Origin of the sequence: Glutamicibacter sp. TV12E (assembly GCF_052441935.1) — a bacterium.
Lineage (GTDB): Bacteria > Actinomycetota > Actinomycetes > Actinomycetales > Micrococcaceae > Glutamicibacter.
Genome location: NZ_JBQVVF010000001.1, coordinates 3,379,742 through 3,399,572, shown reverse-complemented (window position 1 = coordinate 3,399,572; position 19,831 = coordinate 3,379,742). Strand labels below are relative to the sequence as shown.

Genomic DNA, 19,831 nt, shown 5'->3' with positions numbered 1-19,831 from the left:
GCACCCAATGCGCGCAATGGCGTGATCGCCGGAACACCAGAAGTTACTTGAAGCATCAAGTAAATCGGAGTAGGGTTATGGCCAACAGGAAGTCCTGATCGGAAAGAAGGCGCTGGAGATGACCACGCTCAAAGAAGACAAGCTCGCCGCAACCACACACATGAACGCCGTGCAGCTGAAGGTCGGCGACATGAAGGCCATGAGCGGGTACTACCAACAGGCCTTGGGGCTGACGGTTTTGGATGAAACCGCGGAAGGCACCCGGCTGGGTCGCGGCACGCAGGAATTGGTCAACCTGCGCAACGCCCCCGGGCTCAAGCTTCCGGCACGCAGCGAAGCGGGCTTGTTCCATACGGCATTGCTCTTCAACAGCCAAGCCGACCTGGCCGCTACCGTGCTTTCGGCAGCGCGGTTCGATCAGGGAAAATTTGTCGGAAGCTCGGATCATCTGGTCTCCGAGGCCTTCTACTTCACCGACCCTGAGGGCAATGGCATCGAATTGTACTTCGACCGGCCCCGCGACACGTGGACCTGGAACAACGGAGTGGTGCGCATGGACACCATCTATCTTGATCCCAACCGCTACCTCGAAACCCACCTGAGCGAGCAGGCCGTGTCTTCCCTGCAGTCGGCCAGCGCCGAAGTTGGCCACGTCCACCTGCAGGTTGGCGATGTGGGCAGCGCACGGCAGTTCTACGTCAACACGCTCGGCTTTGACCAGACCACCGCATTGGGCAACCAGGCGCTCTTCGTTTCCGCTGGCGGCTACCACCACCATATGGCGATGAACGTCTGGAACTCCCGCGGCGCAGGCCCGCGCAAGGACACCCTGGGCCTGGGCGAAGTGCTGATCAACGTGCCCACCACCGAGGAAATCAGCAAGCTGGCACAGCGATTGAGCTTCGCCAAGATCGCCCACCATCACACCGGAGCCGAACTGCGCTTCAAGGATCCGTGGAACAACCAGCTGCGCGTCACCGTCGCCTAGCCGGGCATTGCGCCCGGGGATTCAGCCCGCGGTGGCCGGGGTGCCCAGATGTTCTGAAATCACCTCCGCGGTCAACGGCTGTGTCTGAAGCGGCTGGAACTGGCCATGCTCGCGGCCGCGCAGCACCTGCGCCGCAAACAGGTCCGGGGACCTGACATCGCATCGCGTCAGATCCTCGGGAGCCAACTCCCACCACGCCGAGGCCTGCAGCGCTTGCACCGTTTCGGGCTCAAAGCGGTCGCGGATCACCCGTGCCGGGACGCCGCCCACCACTGTATAGGGCGCCACATCCTTGGTCACCACCGAGTTCGATGCGATCACCGCACCATCCCCGATGCTGATCCCGTGGCCCAAGGTCACTTTCTCGCCGATCCACACATCATTGCCGATTGCGATCTTCCCGGCCTTGTAGCCGAATTTCGTGGAATTCAGCACCACACCGCGATCCTGGCCATAGGCCTGGGCCAGCAGCTGCTGGTTGTAGAACACCGGGCTGGTCGAGGCCCACTCATGCGGATGGCGGGCGCCCATCACGCTCAGGCCCTTGGCGATCGAGGTGAATCGGCCGACGGCCAGCGACTTGTGCAGCCTCGAATGCGTATAGGAAAACGCGCCCATCCGGCCCAAGGCCAAACCCGTCGTTCCCCAAAACGTCGTGTAGGGATGCAATGCGAGGTCGGCCTCGTAGTTCACCAAGGCGTCCGGGGCATAGGAATCCCCGGTCTTCTCCATGCTGTCCACACCACGGCCGGCCAAGAGGATCCGGTACTCGCGCAACAGCGGCTGCAACTGGGACATCGCAATTTTCATGTCTGCCAGCCTAGGGCCGGGAACTGTGCGCGCCATGAGCGGGCTCCGAAGAGCAACTGGTGGTGCGTCCGCCGAGCGCTACTTCCCGGATTTGAACGAGAGGTTGTTGTGCGACGTGAAATACGGCAAGGTGCGCGAATTCTTCACGCCCAGCCGCTTGAGCTTCACGCTCTGCCCCAGCCGGCAGCGCAAATACACATCACTGGGCGAACCATGCCCCGCAGTGGCCCGCAGCGCCTGCGGATCCAGGGTGAACACCAGCTGCGCTCCTTCTCGGGCGCTGGCCGGATAAGCCTGGAGTTCCTCTTGGCTTTCGCGGTCCAGGACTACCAGCTCGAAACTGGCTCCCGCAGGCAGCGGCCCGGAAGGCCTGACGCGCAGTTCAAGCCCATCGTCGTCGAGGAATTCAAGCGAGGCGATGCGGGCCGAAAACTCTGGCATCTCTTCCCTGGAACCCAGGGCCTTGAGCTTGGCGGCAATCTTCATGGTCTCTTCCCATCGTGAGGTGACATCCCGGCCGGCATACTCCCGGGCGAATTCCCGGCAGTGCGTGGACATCGTGGCGGCCAGCTGCGCATTGGCCATCAGCTCTTCGACCCGGTCGGCCATCGCCTGGAGATCGCCGGGGGCCACCAGGAAGCCATTGACTCCGTCGCGGATGCTATCGGCGGGGCCGAAATTGATGTCGAAGGACACCGGAATGCACCCCTGCTGCTGCGCTTCGAGCAAGACCAGTGCCTGGCCCTCATTGGTGGAGGTGAATAATTGCGCCGTGCAACCGGCAAAAAGCTCCGGCAGCCGATCGGTATGCCCGTGGAAGACCACCTGTTCGCGGACCCCGAGCTCCTGGCTCAGTGCTTCGAGCTTCTCGCGCTGCGCGCCCTGGCCGGCCACATGCAGCACCGGCTCATGACCACGGCGAACCAGCTCTGCCACCACCTCGATGCTGGCGGCCACATTCTTATTCGCCGTCAGCGATCCGGCCGCAATCAGGTGCGTGCTGCGGCGCTGCGGCGGCGGGCCCGTGGCCACGCTGGCCTTGAGCGGATTGGGAATCACGGAGGCGGTTTCGGCATCCCCGAAGCGCCGCACGTAGGCATCGCGCTGCGCCGCGGTGAGGAAGACGAAGCCATCCCAGAGGTGCCGCTGCCCGATGATCGGCGCATGCGGTTCGGATAGCTGGCCGGTGAGCAGGGATTCGCCCTTGGCCACGTGAACGCTGTGGAAGGCGTACAGCTTGGGAACTTTCGTGGTTTTCCACGGGCCCAGCAACGCCGCGGTGTATTTGCTGTCGACCACAACCAGCGAGTTCTCGTGGTCGACCAGCGAACCGAGCCAATGCCGGTACAGGGCGCCGGCGGTGGTGAATCGGGCGATCACCGTGCCTTCGGGAGCCATCACCTCCAGGCACCTGCTTTTCCTGCCCTGCTGGTCAACACCCTTGGTGTCGAGCAGGAAGATGCTGCCGTCCTTGCGCAAGAACCGCGTCTGGCTGGTTCCCGAGGCCGTGCCACCGGTGAAATGCTGGCTGAAGGCGCACCCGGGTGCCTCGGGATATTCCACGGTCTCCTCGAGCACCAGATCGCGGGCAGCCGGATTGAACGAAAGCGGAGCCACCGGATCCTGCGGCGCCATCGGGCGCTGCGCCAGGTCAAGGTACAGGTTGATCACTTGCACCGCCGGTGACAGCTTGCCCTTGCGAACCAGCTCGTCAACCACCTGCGGCTGATCCGGCGCGGGGTTGAACGTCACCACGAAGGCCCGGCCATAGCGCTGGGCGAACAGCCCGGCGCGCTGGGTGCACACCGTGGTCATGCCGCCGAATTCGCGTTCGAGCTTCCACGTCACCATATAGGCGTCTAGATGTTCGCTGGGCGATGCCACGGGCCGATCCTTTGGTTGAACTCTATTGGCGGTGCTGGCCAAGGCCCGATCCCCGGCCGGGGACCGGGCTGGCCGCTGCCACCAAGTCTAGCCGCTCGCCGATGCGGGGCCAGGGCCGCGCACGCATTGTCCCGCGAGCTGCCAGCGGCTTCGGTGCCCCGGCATAGCTCGCGCACAACCGCAAAAGCCCCTTGGCGCCGGCCCGCGAACGGGTCGAGGCCAAGGGGCGCACTTCCGGAGGGCTACGGCAGCTGCGGATCCACGTCGAAGTGCTCGGCAACCTGGGTGATCACTTCATTCGCTCCCTGGATCGACACCGAGGACAGGAAGATGGAGTCGTCGACCGCAACCACTTCGCCCTTCAGCTTCTTCCACAGCGGGTTGGAGGTGAACTTCTTTTCCTGGTCGCGCGAGGCATCGCCTTCAGCGCCTTCAGGCGACCAGGTGGACTGGAAAATGACACCCGCGTCGGCCTTGAGGATTTCCTCGGGCGAGAGCGGCACGAAGATGGATTCGGTGGTATCCGGCGAGCCTTCCGTGCGCGGGATGGCCATATCCGACATGATCTCGCCGATGAAGGAGTCGCTGGAGTACAAGCGGGCGGTGTCTTCCCCGGCAAATCGCACCAGGGAGTAGGTGGCAGCGGCATCCTTGGCGAGGATTTCCTTGCCGACCGCGGCGGCGCGTTCTTCGTAGGCTGCCACGGCCTCCTGCGCTTGTTGCTTCTTGCCCAGGGCCTCGCCGAGCAGGACCACGTTCTCCTTCCAGGTGGGCCCGGTGGATTCGGAGAAGATCGTCGGTGCGATCTTGTTCAGCTGGTCGTACATGGCGCCCTGGCGGACATCGGCGGAAATGATGACATCCGGTTCTGTGGCCAGCAGCTTTTCCAGGTCCGGCTCGGTGGTGGTTCCGATGTTGACCGCCTCGTCGGTCAGCTCGGAGACATCGCCGAGGTATTCCGGGAAGGGGCTGCCCGAGGAGCGGTATTCGGTGTAGGCGACCAATTCGGCGCCCAGCAGCATCGTGGCATCAACATAGGAGGGATCCAGCGCGGCCACGCGCAGCGGGCGTTGTGGCAGTTCGGTCGTGCCGCGGAAGTGCTTGATGGTTGCCGGGAACTGCCCGTCGGAGGCCGAGGTGGCGTTGGCCGAGGGCTCGCTGGTGCTGGCGCCGCCGCAAGAGCTCAGGGCCAGGGCGGCGGCGGCAAGGGCCGCGGTGAGGGGGAGAATTCGTCGAATGTGCATGCGAGTGCTTTCCGTGATGAAGATTTATTGATTGCGGCATTATGTAATTTTGCACCCGGAGGTTAGGCAAGGGTAAGCTCAATGCGCAGGTTGAACAGTAGCATGGCCCAGGCCACCGCGGTCAACCCCGCACGACATAAACCCGCATCCCTGCCATATGACAAAGAGCGCCGAGCCATTCCACGAACCACATTGCGCACCGCCAGCCTGCTGGCCCTGGCCCTGGGGCTGTTCGCCGCCGTCGCACTGAGCCTCTGGGTCGGAAGCCGAACGTCCACTCCGGCCGAACTGGGCCACGCCCTGTTTGCGCCCGACGGCTCAGCCAGCGACATCGCCATCCGCGAGATCCGCTGGCCGCGCACGGTCACCGCGCTGGCCGCCGGCGCCGCCTTGGGCATGGCCGGAACGCTCATCCAGGGGCACACCCGGAACCCGATCGCCGAGCCTGGCCTGCTGGGCATCAACCAGGGCGCGGCGCTGGCCATCGTGGCCGTTGCGGTCTTTACCGGCCCGCTGGCCCCGTGGACCCAAGCGGTGCTCGCCCTGGGCGGTGCGCTGCTGGCGGCCCTGGTCGTGTTTGGCATCGGGCGGGTGGACGGGCCGGGCAGCTCGCCGATCACCCTGGTGCTGGTCGGGGCCGCGGTCACCGCCCTGTGCGCGGCGGTGGTCTCGGCGATTGTGCTGCTCAGCGAGGCGGCGCTGGAAACCCTGCGCTTCTGGCAGGTCGGCTCCGTGGTCCAGGGCTACGATTCCTTCCTGGCGCTGTGGCCGCTGCTGGTTCTGGGCAGCGTGCTGGCCCTGGCCAATGCCCGCGGGCTGAATGCGCTGACCCTGGGCGAGGATTCGGCGCGAAGCCTCGGGGTCACCGCGGCGCGTGCCCGCACCCTGGGCCTGGCCGCCATCGTGGCGCTCTCGGGCCTGGCGGTCACCCTGGCCGGGCCGATCGCGTTCCTCGGCCTGCTCGTCCCGCACGTGGCCCGCCGGATTTTCGGGGCCGACTACCGCTGGGTGATACCGGGCTCCGCGGCCTGCGGCGCGCTGCTGCTTTGCCTCTCCGATGTGATCGGACGGGTGCTGGCCCGCCCCGGCGAACTGCCGGTCGGAGTGGTGGTCGCACTGATCGGCGCCCCCTTCTTCATCTATGTGGCCCGCCGCCGCAAGCCGGTGTCCGTATGAGCACCCGCTTATTCATCCACGACGCTGCTCCGGCGGCCCGGCGCCGATCGCGGCGCGCCATGTCCACCGCGCTGGGCCTGCTGGCCGTGGCGCTCGGAGCGCTGTGCCTGCACCTGGCTATCGGCGGCACCCCGATCCCGATCCGCGATGTCATCGCCAGCCTGCTGGGCGCGGCCCCCGATCCGCGCACCGAACTGGCGGTGCTCGAATTCCGCCTGCCGCGCACGGCCGCCGCGGTGCTTGCCGGGGTGGCCTTCGGAGTTGCCGGGGCGCTGACCCAAACCGTGGCGCGCAATCCGCTGGCCAGCCCCGACATCCTCGGGGTCACCAACGGGGCCGCCCTGGGCGCGGTCAGCGTGCTGGCACTGACCAGCCAGGTCGCCGGATTGCCCGAATTCTTCCTGCGCCACGGGCTGGTGCTCGCGGCCACCGCCGGGGGATTGCTCGTCTCCGCCCTGGTGTTCGCCCTGGTCTGGCACAGCTCCCTGGAGAGCAACCGGCTGGTTCTGGTCGGGCTGGGATTCAGCGGATTGTGCGCCGCGGCCACCTCCTGGATGCTGACCCTGGGCGAGGTCTACAACGCGCAGCAGGCGCTGACCTGGCTGGCCGGAACGGTAAACGCCATTTCCTGGTCGGATCTGCTCTTCGCGCCGGTGGCCATCGTGCTCTGCGTGGCACTGGCCGGGATGCTGCACCAGCAGCGCCAGGTGCTGGCCCTGGACTCCGACACCGCCCGGGCGCTGGGCATGAACCTGGGGCGCGAGAGGGTGCTGATGCTGGGACTGGCGACACTGCTGGCCATTGCGGGCACTGTCATTGCCGGCCCGCTGGCCTTCGTCGCGTTGGCCAGCGGCCATGCCTCCCGGCTCATTGCGCGCAGCACCATTCCCACGGTGCTGCACAGCGCGCTGATCGGCGCGATCTTCGTGCTCCTGGCCGATCTGGCCGCCGCCCGCAGCTTCCCGGTGGTCCTGCCAGCCGGCGTGGCCACCGCGGTCATCGGCGCGCCCTATCTGATCTTCCTGGTCCTTCGCCAATCCCGGGTGCGCGCCGCTAGCTAGCGCGGCGCCGGATCGGTGCTTTCCCACAGCCGGAATTTTTCTGCGCCCGATCTGTGCGCCGGCGCCCATCATGGGTCCATGGGAATTCACCAGCTGGCCGGCACGCTCACCGCGTTGCGCCATACGATCACCGGGGGACTGCCGCGCGGGGCGTGCGCGGTGCTCCTGGAGATCATGGCCGCCTGCTGCGCCCTGCTGGGTCAACTGTCCCACGCCCTGCGCTCCAGCGAAGACCCGCGCGCCGCCGCCGCCCACGCCCGGCTGATCGAAACCCTCTTCCGCTACACCGTGCGCGAGCAGCTGCAGTGCGCCATCCACCTGGAATCCACCGCCGCCCACCTGCTGGCGGACGAGGATCTGGCCGCGGCCCGCGAGGGAACCACGGACTTCAGCCGACCGGCCAACCTGCATTCGCAGCGCGCACACTATCGCGGCACCGCGGATTTCATGGCCAGCTGGCTGGGGCTGAACTTCCACGAAGCCGATCACCGCGTCTGTGATGCGCACCTGCTCATCGCCCGCCGGGCCATCGACGGCTCTACCCTCGCCCCGCGCCTGGCCAAGCTGGCCCAGCTCTACAACGGCTCGCCGGTGCTCGACCCGCGCACCGTGGCCCGCGCCGCCCGCGCCCTGGACAAATTCGAACCGGCCGATACCGCCTTCGAAGGCCTGCCGCTGGATGCCACCGCCACCCACGCCGACGGCCGCACCTTGGAGGAGCACATCGTCGAGCTGTTCCAGGAGCCGGACCTGGCCACGGCCCAATCCCGCGTTTCCGAGCTGATTGCCGCCGAGCGCCTTGCCCGCAAAACCCTCAAGTCCCTGCAGCCCGGCTTCTACCCGCGGGGCACCATCGGGGAATGCGACCGCTATGAGCTCATCGTCGCTGGCGCCCAGCGCGAGGAATTCCGGTCGGTGATAGGGCAAAGCGACAACCCGCGCACGGATGCCGGCAAATCGGCCCGCGGCGCCCAGGACTCGTCGGCGGCGCAGGAGGATCACACCGGCGACCACCCAAACGACTGCCCAGACGACCGCCCAGCTGCCCGGGACTACCTGTTCAGCAGCGATGAGCCCCTGCCGCCTTGGGCCCAGGAACCAGAAGGGCAACCCCCGGAAGATCAGCAATCCGCCTTGGCGCAGGGCGAGCAGCTAGAGCAAAACTTTGCTGACCCGGGTACCGCCGATACCGGGCAGCAGCATGGCGATGCCGGTCCGCTCGCCGATTCGGGCGTGCCGGTGCCCCAGCGCCGATTGAACGCGTTGATCGCGGCCCTGAAGAACCGTGGATCATCGCGCACCGGAAAAACCGTGGCCCCCAGAATTGCCATTCACATCACGCTCGGATCCCTGGCCGACCTGAACAACCCGGACAACCTCACCTCCATTTCGGAGCACGGCGTCAAGCTGGGGCCGGCGGACACCGGCCAGCTGATCTGCCAAGGTGAAATCTTCCGGGTGATTTTCGGACCCGACGGGCAACCGCTGGATCTGGGCCGATCAGAGCGCTTCTTCACCGAAGCGATGAAACGCGCCATTTTTGCCCGCGATCGAGGCTGCATTGTCCCGGGCTGCACCGCGGGGCCGGAAATGCTCGAGTACCACCACGACACCTGGTGGGAGCATGGCGGTGGCACTTCCACGCGCAACGGAAGCTGTTTGTGCCGCGCGCACCATCATGCCATTCACGCGAAGCTGCTGGCCCTTGTATCGATTGGCGGATTGGCACACATCATCCTGCCCAAGCACCTGGATCCACTGCAGCGACCGCAGCGAAACCGGATCCATTTGGCCGCCTAGCTTGCTGATTCCAGGCACGTTGCCGAGCCGGTCGCCGAGTGCGCCAGATTCATCCGGCCCTGGACTACGAGTTCAAGGGAACCGTACTGGCCGCAGACGATCGAAATGGATCTGCTGATTCGGTCCCGCGGCGGCCGGGCAGGTCGATTCGGGGTGGCTTTTCGCCGCGAACGGGTGTCACCCGGTTGGATATCGAGTTGTTCCCCTGGGCGTGGGTGGTGTCCCGCCACGGCCCAGTGCCAAAGGCGCACTACGACTGGATACGTGCCGAAACCCTGGCTCCGACCCTTGTTCAACGGTGAAGAACAAGCTCAAGTCATTGTTGAACCGGTGGCATCACCAATGGCCCGGTGACTCGCCGAGTCGAGGCTCTTTAACGCGGGGAGTCACCGCTCAGCCAGCGAAGCACAGCGAACGCGGGCGCCAACGAAACCGCCGGAGTCAGGATTCGAACAGCTGCTGGCCGAGGTACTGCCCTTGGCTGATGCCGGGCAGGATCGCGTAGAGCCCCGAGGAGGTATGCCGCAGATACTCGCTCATGGCGTCCTTGGAGCTCATGGCCTCCTGCAAGGGCACATAATGCGTGCGCGCATCGTTGACAAAGGCGATGAAAAAGAGCCCGGCATCCAGGCGCCCCAAACCATCCGAGCCATCCACATAGTTAAACCCGCGACGCAGCATCTGCACACCGTCGTGTTGGGATGGATGCACTACCGCTACATGCGAATCCACCGGAATCACCGGCCCAGCAGAACCGGCCATGGCAAAGTCGGGTTCGCTGAATTCTTCGCCGCCGGATAATGGGGCACCGGTGGACTTCACGCGTCCGACCACGTTTTCCTGCTCGCGCAACGCGGAGCGATCCCAGGTCTCCACGTGCATGCGGATCCGCCGGGTCACCATATAGCTTCCGCCCGCCATCCACGGCTGATCGGTGGAATCTTTTCCCACCCACACGTGCTGATCGAGCAGTTCCTGGTTATCCGCCAGAAGGTTTGCCGTGCCGTCCTTGAAACCAAAGAGGTTGCGCGGAGTCTGCTGGGCTCTGGTGGTTTTCGAGGTGCGCCCGAATCCGGTCTGGCTCCAGCGCACTCGTACCGTGCCAAATCCCAAGCGTGAAAGATTGCGGATGGCGTGCACCGCAACCTGCGGATCATCGGCGCAGGCCTGCACGACGATATCCCCGTCGCTGCGCCCTTCCTCGATCTGGTCCCCGGAAAAGTGGGGGAGTTCGATCAGCGCTTCGGGCAGTTTTCCGTCTAGGCCGAAGCGGGCCCTGCCGTGCGTTCCCACAAACAGGCTGCGCCCAAATCCGATGGTCACGCTCAAGTTGGCGGCGCTCAAATCTGCTGCCTCGCCGGTATCTGACGGTGGTGCGTCGTAGGAACCTGTCGCCGGATCATCGGCACCCACCTGCTGGCCCTGGGTCATGGCAGCGATGGCATCGGTCCACGAGCGCAGCATGGAGATCAGCGCCTCGCGATCATCGCTGGTCACGTCAAAAGCTGCGGTATGCATCCGGTCTTGGGCGGCGGTGGTGATTCCGGCCTGATGGGCACCGTAAAATTCCACGGTGTCCACCACCGTGGCAGCGTGGCTTCTTCCAGCCAGCCCGGCATGGGCCAGCGCGCCGACGGCCAGGCCGGCAGTTCCTGCCCCGGCGCTGGTGAGCAACAGGCGCCGGGACAGCCCGCGGCGCGATTCTTTCGCGCCGGTCTGAGCAACAGCTGAAGGCTCGGACGTGGACGTGGAAGAATTTTTGGGCACGATGTTGATCCTTGGTCTAGATGGTGCTGATACAGGGGCTACTTGACTACAGCGGCGGTCAGTTTGGACAGCGGCTCGGAGAGCGCGTCAACACCGGCGGCCAGTTCCTGGACTTGCTTGGTGCTCAGCTCGTCGTAGTACTTGAAACCGTCGCCGTCGCGGTACTGATCCAGTTGCTCCTGCAAAGAGGTGAAGTTCTTCTCAAGCTGGGCATCCAGCTTGTCGTCGGTTCCTTCCAGCAGCGGCTTCAAGTCCTGGTAGGCGATCTTTGCCCCTTCCATATTCGCCTGGAAGTCCCAGAGGTCGGTGTGCGAGAACGCCTCTTCCTCGCCGGTGACCTTGCCGGTGGCAACTTCGTCCAACAACGACTTTGCGCCGTTAGCCAGCTGGTCTGGGGTGAAGCTGAGTTTGAGGGTTCGATCGTAGAGCTTTTGGGTGTTTTCCACCATGCCGTCGGCAATTTCCTGGCGCTGCTTCCCGGTCATCTTGGTGTACTTCTCCGGTGCCCACAAATCCTTTTCGGCGCGGTGCCAGCCTGTGAACTGGTCGCCTTCGGCCAGATCTGCCTCGCGGGCATCCAGAATCGGATCAAGGTCGCCGAAGGACTCCGCCACTGGTTCAATTCGTTCCCAATGCATGCGGGTTGACGCGTAGAGCTGTTTGGCGGTTTTCTCGTCGCCGGTGGCAAAAGCTGCAGCGAAGTCCTTGGTGCCTCGCAGCAGCTGTTCGGCCTGGTCCTTGACGTAGGCGGTGTACTGCTCTGTTGCGGTTTTTTGCAATGTGGCGCGGTCTGCGGAGACCTGCTGCCCGTCGGCCGCCGCGGTCACGGTGAAGGCCGAGCGGATGCCGTCGCCGATCATTCCTGGCTTGCAGGCGGCAAGGTAGCTGCCTTCCGGTGCCAGCACGACGAGATCCCGGCTGACCCCCGGCCCAACGTTTTCGACTTCTCCCACGATGCGCAACCCGTCATCGGCCAGCAGGTAGAACTCGTTGATCTTGCTTCCTTCGTTCTTCACATTGAACTTCAGCGTCCCGCCGGGCGCGTTGTTGGTGGACACAGTGCACGAATCGTCGGTGGCCACCACGTTGATGGAGCCGTCGGAGGCGGCTGAGACGTTGTTATCGGTGCAACCGGTCAGAACCAGGGCGCCGAGCGAGAGCAGCGCGGCGGGTGCAAGAAGTTTCTTCATGAGGGTGATTCCTTGGTCGGTGATGAAGCGTGAAGGTGAGTTCACAAGCTAGGGTGTGAAAAATTGCGCTGCTGCAGCTTAGCTAGCCGCAGCTGCTTTGGCTTTGGCCGCACGTGGCGGGGAGGTGGTCTTGCGCAGGTAGAAGAACATCACTGGCACCAGGTAGGCCCACCATGCGATGGCCGACAGCCATGGGGTGGCAGGGATGAAGTTGAAGACGCCCTGCAACACCGTGCCCAACCAGCCTGACGGCGGGATTGCGGCGCTGAAATCGTAGGCAAGTGAGTGGATCCCGGGCAGCACTGCGGCTTCCTGCAGATCATGCACCCCGTAGGAGAAGACCCCGGCGGCCACAATCACCAGCAAGGTACCGGTCCAGGTGAAGAACTTGGAGAGCTGAATCTTCACGATGCCGCGGTGGATCAGCAACCCGATGGCGATTGCGCCAATCAGCCCCAGCACCGCTCCGAGCAGCGGCTGCCAGGTTTCTCCGGTGCTTCGCGCTGCGGCCCAGATAAATAGCGTTGTTTCCAGTCCTTCGCGGCCAACCGACAGCGCGCCGACCATGACCAGTCCCCATGCTGAACCGGTTGCCGCCTTGTCGACCTGGTTTTTCAGATCTTGATTGAGCGTTTTAGAAGCGCCGGCCATCCAGAAGATCATCCAGGTCACCAGGCCGGCGGCGATAATCGACAACCCGCCGCCAATGATTTCCTGCGCCTGGAAAGTCAGTCCGCGAGGCCCGAACGTCAGCAATGCACCAAAGCCCAATGACACGATGACCGCAAACGCCACGCCAGCCCAAATACGCGGAAGCAAATTGCGCCGATCCGTTTTGGTCAGGTAGGCGATGAGCAGGACGACGATGAGGACGGCTTCAAGTCCCTCGCGCAGGCCGATCAGGAAGTTTCCGAGCATGGTGTGTTGCTTTCTCGAAAGTGTGGAGACCGCGAAGAGGCGTTCCCCTTCATGGCAGTTCTTGCACTGCGCGCACATCCCTTGATGAGGCAGCGGGCGAGCACTCAAACCTCAATAAGGTTAGCCTAAACAAACGCGTGCCAATACCGGCCTGTCGGTATTGGCTTAAGTATTTCGGCGTTGGTTAGCCTCGGCATGCAAAGGCTCCCTGCGGAGGACTAAAAAACAGCTAGACAAGTATGATCTTTTCCCCTCAAGCAGCTTGTGAAGAAAATACACGGTTACGCGAAATTTCCCGGCTCCATGTTGCGGCGAACCCACGTGGGCAGCGAGAGTATCCAGTGCCCCAGCGGCCGGAGCCCTTTGTACCTGGCAAGGAACAACACGGGGACGGCGAGTAGTATTGATTCATCGCTCAGTGGCGCACAACCCTGCTCATCACGCGCTACGTGATCAAGCTCATGGGCGCAGGTCGACGCGCCAGCAGAAAAGAGTTGGCCAGCAACTAAGCTCTCTGGCATAATTGCAGGGTACTCGATTTGTTGTGGCCCCTCTCTCCGCTTCGAATCCTGTCCTTTTTAGAGCGCGAGAAGTAAGGCCTGCCCCACAGGTGCCAAAAATCGTGCTCGACCATGTTGAGAAACAGGAGTGACCACTACAGTGGCCGTTAAAATTCGTCTGAAGCGCTTCGGTAAGATGCGCGCACCTTTCTACCGCGTTGTTGTCATGGACTCCCGCGCCAAGCGCGATGGCCGTGCCATCGAGGAGATCGGCAAGTACCACCCAACCGAGAACCCTTCGATCATCGAGATCGATTCGGACCGTGCACAGTACTGGCTGTCCGTTGGCGCTCAGCCAACCGAGCAGGTACACGCACTGCTGAAGATCACCGGTGACTGGCAGAAGTTCAAGGGCATCGATGGCCAGGAAGGCACCTACAAGGTTGCCGAGCCTAAGCCAGCATTCGTTGCTCCTGAAAAGGGTTCGGTGATCCTTCCTGAGGCCATCACCAAGAAGGCTGAGAAGCCAGCTGCTGAAGAGGCAGAGGCCGAAGCAACCGAGGCTGAGTAACAGTGCTCGTTGATGCGCTGGATCATATGGTGCGCGGAATCGTCGAGGAGCCGGAAGACGTCAAGGTTGCCTTGAAGTCCACCCGCCGCGGCGATCTGCTCGAAGTTCGGGTCAACCCTGAGGATCTCGGTCGCGTGATCGGACGCCAGGGACGCACCGCACGAGCATTGCGTATCGTCATGGCAGCGCTGGCCAAGGAATCGGTTCGTGTTGATGTTATCGACACCGACCGTCGCCGCGGCTAAGCAACTGCAGCCCAACACTTAGTTGGCTTCATCTCGAAAGGAGTTTCCGTCCCACTGGTGACGGAAACTCCTTTCGTGTTTCACCCCCACACAATGCAGAAAGAGCAGCAGACTATGCGATTGCAGGTTGCCCGCATCGGCAAGCCCCACGGTATCCGTGGCGAAGTTACCGTTCAGGTCCAGACCGACACCCCCGAGGAGCGGTTCACCGCAGGCGAGGAGCTGATCGTGATCGACGGTCCAGTCAAGAGCCTCACGGTGAAGAACGCCCGCTGGAACAAGACCATCCTGCTGCTTTCCTTCCAGGAGATCAACGACCGCAACCAGGCCGAAACCCTTCGCGGGGCCCGCCTTGAAATAGAGGTTTCCGACGAGCCCGAGGACGATTCGGATGAATGGTACGAGCACGAGCTGCTCGACCTGAAGGTCATGCTCGAGGGCAAGCAGGTCGGCGTCATCACCGCACTGCGCACCAACCCCGCACAGGATCTGCTGGTCTTCGAGGACACCGAAGGCAACGAGGTGTACCTGCCCTTCGTCGACGAATTCGTGCCGGAGGTCGATCCGGAAGCTGGCATCGTGGTCATCACCCCGCCAGCCGGACTGCTGACCCTGAACAGCGGCGACGACTCCACCGAGGAAGAGCACTAAACCATGCGCCTAGATGTCATCTCGATTTTCCCCGAGTACCTGCAGCCGCTCTCGCTCTCGCTGATCGGCCGGGCCGCCGAAGACGGCATCCTGGATTTGAAGGTCACCAACCTGCGCGACTTCACCGAGGACAAGCACCGCAAGGTGGACGACACCCCGTACGGCGGCGGCGCCGGCATGGTAATGATGCCCGAGCCGTGGGGCCGGGCCTTGGACTCCGTGCGCCCTGCCGGTGCCCCGGGTCGCAAGCCGACCCTCATCGTCCCGTCGCCGGCCGGTGCGGTTTTCAACCAGCAGATGGCCTATGAGCTCGCGGAAGAAGAGCACCTGGTCTTCGCCTGCGGACGCTATGAAGGCATCGACGAACGCGTTGTCGACTACGCGCACGAGAACTTCAACGTCATTCCCGTTTCCATCGGCGACTACGTGCTTAATGGGGGAGAAGTAGCGGTCATGGTGATGGTCGAGGCCATCGCCCGGCTGATTCCCGGCGTCATTGGCAACCCGGAATCCCTGGTGGAGGAATCCCACTCGGATGTCCTGCTGGAATACCCGGTATACACCAAGCCTGCTGCGTGGCGGGGCCGCGAAGTTCCCGAGGTCCTGCTTGGCGGAAACCACCAGCGCGTGGGCCGGTTCCGCCGCGACGAGCAGATCAAGCGCACGGCCGCCCGCCGCCCGGACCTGATCACCCAGATGGATGTCCAGAGCCTGAATCGCCGTGACCGCGATGCCCTGTGGCACAACGGATTTGCTGTGGTTGACGGGGCCATCACGCCGAAATCCGAACTGGATTGGGCCACCGGGGCAGGCGCCGGGGAGAGCAGCGGCAGCTGAAGCCTGCCTGGCCAAAGCCGGGCAAGAGGCCAACATCACGGCAGCAGGAATTTGGCTGGACTCGCGCGAACCCCAGTGATACGGCATAATTGTTTCTTGGCGTGTTTTTATCTGGCTCCTGCCGCAGGGGGAAGACCGGATCTAAAAGAACCGCCGCATCGGCTGCTAGAGCCAGTCGGTGGTAAACGTTCCGGGGAGTTCGCCAGGCCTGAGGCCGGCGATGGGCCCCGCTACGAGGATTCGGTGACCTGCGGCATTGATCCTAGGAGATGCAACATGCATATTCTTGACTCCGTCGATGCAGCTTCGCTGCGTTCAGACATCCCAGCTTTCGGTCCTGGCGACACCCTGAAGGTGCACGTCAACATCATCGAAGGCAAGAACTCGCGCGTCCAGGTTTTCCAGGGCTACGTTATGGGCCGTCAGGGCCAGGGCGTTGGCGAAACCTTCACCGTCCGCAAGGTTTCCTTCGGCACCGGTGTTGAGCGTACCTTCCCGGTTCACTCCCCAATCATCGACAAGATCGAGGTTGTGACCAAGGGCGACGTTCGTCGTGCAAAGCTGTACTACATGCGCGATCGTCACGGCAAGGCTGCTCGCATCCGCGAGAAGCGTGACTTCAACGCAAAGAAGTAATCTGCGTTCTTCGATGAACCAGATTGCCCGCAGCGAGCGAGCAATGGTGAAGCGCCGGGCCTTTTCATGGGTCTGGCGCTTCGCTGTACTCGCCATCATTCTTGGCCTATTGAGCACCATCATCTTCCGCGCGACGGTGATCGACCTCTACCATATCGACTCCAATTCCATGCAGCCGACCCTGAATCCGGGCCAGAGCATCGCCGTTGACCGCCGCGCCTACCGGGACGCGCCACCGCAGCGCGGGGACGTGATCGTCTTCGACGGGCGCGGTTCATTCCTGCCCTACGCCAGGGCCGGTTTCGCCGACGATATTCTCGGTGCGTTGAGCCTGAGCGGCACGGGCAGCAAGTACGTCAAACGCGTCATCGGCGTTGGGGGAGACACCGTCGAATGCAAGGGGTCCAACTGCCGGATCACCGTTAATGGCCAGCCCATCAGCGAGCCCTATATCTTTGCCGGCAACGCACCGAGCGACCAGGAATTCTCGGTCCAGGTCCCCGAAGGCCGTTTGTGGGTCATGGGCGATCACCGCTCCACATCCAAGGACTCGCGCTCATTGCTTGGGGCCAGCGGCGGCGGAATGATCAGCATTGACCGCGTCACCGGCAAGGCAACGAGCATTGCCTGGCCGCTGAACCAGAAGGCTGCCATCGATTGATTTGTTGAATATGTACCTTTAGTTAACTGTGTCGGATGGGGAGAACTCCCCATCCGACACAGTTGTTTTTTAATGATGAAATATTCATGTCGCTCGTTGGTGCCAAGCTGAATCTGTGAGTTTCGTATGCAACTTTTGCGCATATTCACAGAATTGGCGACTCTGACTAGGGCGTAGAAAGATAATTCCAATATTAAACCAACGTGCCCTTCGGTTGGAATGTGATCTAGTCGAAGTTCGACCACGCCTATTGACTAGGTGATTTGGCTGGCGAGGTTTGTATTTTCGTTTGATTCGGCACTTGAAAACCATGGTGTCATGCGGCTAGTGTTTCATTTTGGTAACAACACCTGTGCCTAGAAGCGTGCCCAGAGGTAAGGGCCGCGGGGGGCACTCGCACCATAAATGTGGGAGAAGCATTAATGCCAAATCCAAATAACAAGACTGCGCAACGTGGCCTCGTTGCTGCAGCCGCTACCGCTTTGGTAGTTGGCAGCAGCTTCATGCCCGCCGTTGCCGCGCAGGAGACGAAGGGTTCGCCTTCTCCGTCGGCCTCCTCAAGCGAGGCCAACAGCGCAAGTTCGTCCGCCACGGAAAACTCGGTGGATACCACCGGACTGCCGGAGGCCATCGAGCGCGACCTGGACAAGTCGGTTGACGAGTACCTGGAAGACTCGAAGTCCAGCGAGACCGCTGCCGCAGTAGATAAGAATCTTGAAGACGAAGGTATCGAAGCTCGTTCGTCTGTCGAGGGCGGCAAGGTTGAGGTCGAGGTCAGCAAGAAGGACGCTGCCAAGGCCAAGGCAATCGTCGAAGCCTCCAAGGCTACTGTTTCCCTGGAAATCAATAAGAACAACCTGTCTACCGCCGAGGGCGTGTACAAGGAGCTCGTCGACAATGTTGACAGCACCGAGTTGAGCCGCCTGACCGCGATCGTGGAAACCACGGTCAAGGGGCAGAAGGTCGTCAAGATCATCGCCTCGGGCCCTGGCTCGATCGAGGGACAGAAGCGCGAGATCACCAAGAAGGTAGTCGCTGACGGCGAATTGTCCTTGGAGCAGTTCGCAGAGCATGTGGCAGCCTCGGACGTCGTCTTTGCCCCATCGGAAAAGGACGGCAACGGTGCTGCTAAGCCCGGAGCCAACGAAGACATCTATGGCGGCATGGGCTACGCGATCGGCCAGAACGGCCAAGCTCCCGATTCACGTTGCTCGATCGGCTTCAACGCCTGGGATGCCAGCGGCAAGAACGCCATCCTGAGCGCCGGTCACTGCACCGAAGACGGTTCCATGACCGACACCTATGTCCTGGAAGCAAACGCTCCGAACGATTTCCTCGGCTACACCGACGCACTGGGTACATTCGGTTTTGCCCAGTTCGGCGGCCCTGGCAACTCGGGCTACCCGGTTGACGCGACTTGGGAAGACGTAGATACCGAGAATCCTGGCACCGACATTTCGGTGGTTGAAGCGATCAACCCTGCGCTGAATCTTCACGCAGCAGTTTCGCAGTGGCCAGCAGGTGGCGACGAGCGCGACCAGGTTATCAAAATTACTGATGTTGCTGCCGGCGCTGTTGGTGCTGAAGCCTGTTCTTCGGGTGCAACTACCGGGTGGAGCTGCTCGACCATCACCGGCGAGGGCATCTTCTTCGTCCAGGGCATGGACGGCACCTTGCGTGACGTCTGGGGATACACTGCAGATAACCCGGGCCAGGACGTCCTGGACCAGGGTGACTCGGGCGGTGCCGTATTGATCGGCAACAAGGCCATCGGCATTAACTCCGCTAACGGTCCTGGCGAAGACGGCGCAGAAGACACTGCGGATGACATCGCCATGTACACCGGCCTGAAGGACGCGCTGACTCGCATTGATGGAGTCAAGGACTACCAAGTCAAGCTCTTCATCAATGCTCCTGCCATCACCACTGAAAACGGTTCAGAGGTGGAAGCTGGAAGCGACATCTCCGGTAACGTCAAGGACGCGTCAGAAGGCACCCAGGTTGACGTAATCGTCAACGGCGAAGTCGTGGACACCGTGACGGTTGACTCTAACGGCGACTTCACGTTCTCTGCACCAGAACAGACTGGCGCATACGAGTTCACTTTGCAGGCGCACAAGGGCTTCGACAAGTCGGCAACCACGAACGGCAACGTCATCGTTGTAGCCGTTCCTACGCCAACCCCGACTCCTACGCCAACCCCGACTCCAACTCCTACCGAGGAGCCTTCGGAGTCGGCAACGCCTACCGAGACTGCTACTGAGGAGCCTTCGGAGTCGGCAACGCCTACCGAGACTGCTACTGAGGAGCCTTCGGAGTCGGCAACGCCAACTGAGACTGCTACTGAGGAGCCTTCGGAGTCGGCAACGCCAACTGAGACTGCTACTGAGGAGCCTTCGGAGTCGGCAACGCCTACCGAGACTGCTACTGAGGAGCCTTCGGAGTCGGCAACGCCTACCGAGACTGCTACTGAGGAGCCTTCGGAGTCGGCAACGCCTACCGAGACTGCTACTGAGGAGCCTTCCGAGTCCGAGACCGAAGAGTCTTCGGAAGCCCCACAGGACGACAAGTCCAATGACCCAACCAAGTCGGCAACGCCAAAGGAAACTCCTAAGAAGGACGATCCACTGGCTGACACCGGTTCGAGCAGCGCTCCTTTGATCGCTGCAGGTGGCGCCTTGGCTCTGGTCGGTGCAACCTTCCTCCTGTTCCGTCGCGGCAACCGTCGCCACGGCTAAGGAACGAATTACCCATAGGTTCTAGGAACCTCTGAAAGTGTCCCGCTACTTCACCACAGGTAGCGGGACACTTTTTAGTTAGTGCACATGTGGCTCACTGACTGTTTTACGAAAAGCCCTATAACCTCGAAGTCAAGAAGGCTATGGGTACGCA

The 19,831-nt window shown here is 62.6% G+C and carries 18 protein-coding genes; 11 read left to right on the top strand and 7 right to left on the bottom strand.

Annotation, left to right across the window (positions count from 1 at the left end; all coding sequences use genetic code 11):
- Positions 1-118 precede the first annotated feature (118 nt).
- Positions 119-988: a VOC family protein gene (locus ACT7DV_RS16225; RefSeq protein ID WP_444664126.1), complete on the top strand. Its 870-nt coding sequence runs from the start codon at positions 119-121 to the stop codon at positions 986-988.
- Positions 989-1,009: 21 nt separating this feature from the next.
- Here the strand turns inward: ACT7DV_RS16225 and ACT7DV_RS16220 are convergent, their stop codons facing one another.
- The 4 genes from ACT7DV_RS16220 to ACT7DV_RS16205 form a co-directional block, all read right to left on the bottom strand.
- Complete coding sequence (locus ACT7DV_RS16220; protein ID WP_444664124.1) at positions 1,010-1,798, bottom strand: CatB-related O-acetyltransferase; 789 nt, start codon at positions 1,796-1,798, stop codon at positions 1,010-1,012.
- A gap of 78 nt (positions 1,799-1,876) precedes the next feature.
- A complete protein-coding gene (locus tag ACT7DV_RS16215; protein WP_444664122.1) occupies positions 1,877-3,682 on the bottom strand; it encodes a glycosyltransferase in 1,806 nt (601 codons plus the stop codon).
- Between the two features lie 22 nt (positions 3,683-3,704).
- On the bottom strand, positions 3,705-3,905 hold the full coding sequence (locus tag ACT7DV_RS16210) for a hypothetical protein (protein ID WP_444664120.1): 201 nt from the start codon (positions 3,903-3,905) through the stop codon (positions 3,705-3,707).
- Between the two features lie 19 nt (positions 3,906-3,924).
- A complete protein-coding gene (locus ACT7DV_RS16205; protein WP_444664118.1) occupies positions 3,925-4,926 on the bottom strand; it encodes an ABC transporter substrate-binding protein in 1,002 nt (333 codons plus the stop codon).
- An 81-nt stretch (positions 4,927-5,007) separates the two neighbouring features.
- Between ACT7DV_RS16205 and ACT7DV_RS16200 the strand changes: the two genes are divergently transcribed.
- The 3 genes from ACT7DV_RS16200 (at position 5,008) to ACT7DV_RS16190 (ending at position 8,963) form a co-directional block, all read left to right on the top strand.
- On the top strand, positions 5,008-6,102 hold the full coding sequence (locus tag ACT7DV_RS16200; protein ID WP_444664116.1) for a FecCD family ABC transporter permease: 1,095 nt from the start codon (positions 5,008-5,010) through the stop codon (positions 6,100-6,102).
- Complete coding sequence (locus ACT7DV_RS16195) at positions 6,099-7,163, top strand: FecCD family ABC transporter permease (protein WP_444664114.1); 1,065 nt, start codon at positions 6,099-6,101, stop codon at positions 7,161-7,163. Before ACT7DV_RS16200 ends, ACT7DV_RS16195 begins: the two co-directional genes overlap by 4 nt.
- 78 nt (positions 7,164-7,241) lie before the next feature.
- A complete protein-coding gene (locus tag ACT7DV_RS16190) occupies positions 7,242-8,963 on the top strand; it encodes an HNH endonuclease signature motif containing protein (protein ID WP_444664112.1) in 1,722 nt (573 codons plus the stop codon).
- A gap of 441 nt (positions 8,964-9,404) precedes the next feature.
- Here the strand turns inward: ACT7DV_RS16190 and efeB are convergent, their stop codons facing one another.
- The 3 genes from efeB to efeU all read right to left on the bottom strand — a co-directional run bounded on the left by efeB (position 9,405) and on the right by efeU (position 12,838).
- The gene (gene efeB / locus ACT7DV_RS16185) at positions 9,405-10,730 is read right to left on the bottom strand and encodes an iron uptake transporter deferrochelatase/peroxidase subunit (protein ID WP_444664110.1); all 1,326 of its coding nucleotides are present in this window, start codon (positions 10,728-10,730) and stop codon (positions 9,405-9,407) included.
- Between the two features lie 38 nt (positions 10,731-10,768).
- Positions 10,769-11,920: an iron uptake system protein EfeO gene (gene efeO, locus ACT7DV_RS16180; protein ID WP_444664108.1), complete on the bottom strand. Its 1,152-nt coding sequence runs from the start codon at positions 11,918-11,920 to the stop codon at positions 10,769-10,771.
- Positions 11,921-11,998: 78 nt separating this feature from the next.
- Positions 11,999-12,838 carry an iron uptake transporter permease EfeU gene (gene efeU / locus ACT7DV_RS16175; protein WP_444664106.1) on the bottom strand — a complete coding sequence of 280 codons (840 nt, stop codon included), beginning with the start codon at positions 12,836-12,838 and terminating at the stop codon, positions 11,999-12,001.
- 660 nt (positions 12,839-13,498) lie between these two features.
- Between efeU and rpsP the strand changes: the two genes are divergently transcribed.
- The 7 genes from rpsP to ACT7DV_RS16140 all read left to right on the top strand — a co-directional run bounded on the left by rpsP (position 13,499) and on the right by ACT7DV_RS16140 (position 19,677).
- Entirely contained in the window at positions 13,499-13,909 is a 411-nt protein-coding gene (gene rpsP, locus ACT7DV_RS16170; protein ID WP_060701493.1) for a 30S ribosomal protein S16, read from the top strand.
- Positions 13,910-13,911: 2 nt separating this feature from the next.
- Positions 13,912-14,154, top strand: coding sequence for an RNA-binding protein (locus ACT7DV_RS16165; protein WP_060701494.1), 243 nt, complete (start codon positions 13,912-13,914; stop codon positions 14,152-14,154).
- Between the two features lie 114 nt (positions 14,155-14,268).
- Positions 14,269-14,805, top strand: a complete 537-nt coding sequence (rimM, locus tag ACT7DV_RS16160) for a ribosome maturation factor RimM (RefSeq protein WP_444664103.1) — start codon at positions 14,269-14,271, stop codon at positions 14,803-14,805.
- A gap of 3 nt (positions 14,806-14,808) precedes the next feature.
- Positions 14,809-15,642 (top strand): tRNA (guanosine(37)-N1)-methyltransferase TrmD, encoded by an 834-nt coding sequence (trmD, locus tag ACT7DV_RS16155; protein WP_444664102.1) that lies wholly within the window; start codon positions 14,809-14,811, stop codon positions 15,640-15,642.
- 276 nt (positions 15,643-15,918) lie between these two features.
- The gene (gene rplS / locus ACT7DV_RS16150; protein ID WP_444664100.1) at positions 15,919-16,278 is read left to right on the top strand and encodes a 50S ribosomal protein L19; all 360 of its coding nucleotides are present in this window, start codon (positions 15,919-15,921) and stop codon (positions 16,276-16,278) included.
- A 13-nt stretch (positions 16,279-16,291) separates the two neighbouring features.
- Positions 16,292-16,939 (top strand): signal peptidase I, encoded by a 648-nt coding sequence (gene lepB / locus ACT7DV_RS16145; RefSeq protein ID WP_444664098.1) that lies wholly within the window; start codon positions 16,292-16,294, stop codon positions 16,937-16,939.
- 422 nt (positions 16,940-17,361) lie between these two features.
- Positions 17,362-19,677: an LPXTG cell wall anchor domain-containing protein gene (locus tag ACT7DV_RS16140; RefSeq protein WP_444664096.1), complete on the top strand. Its 2,316-nt coding sequence runs from the start codon at positions 17,362-17,364 to the stop codon at positions 19,675-19,677.
- Positions 19,678-19,831 lie beyond the last annotated feature (154 nt).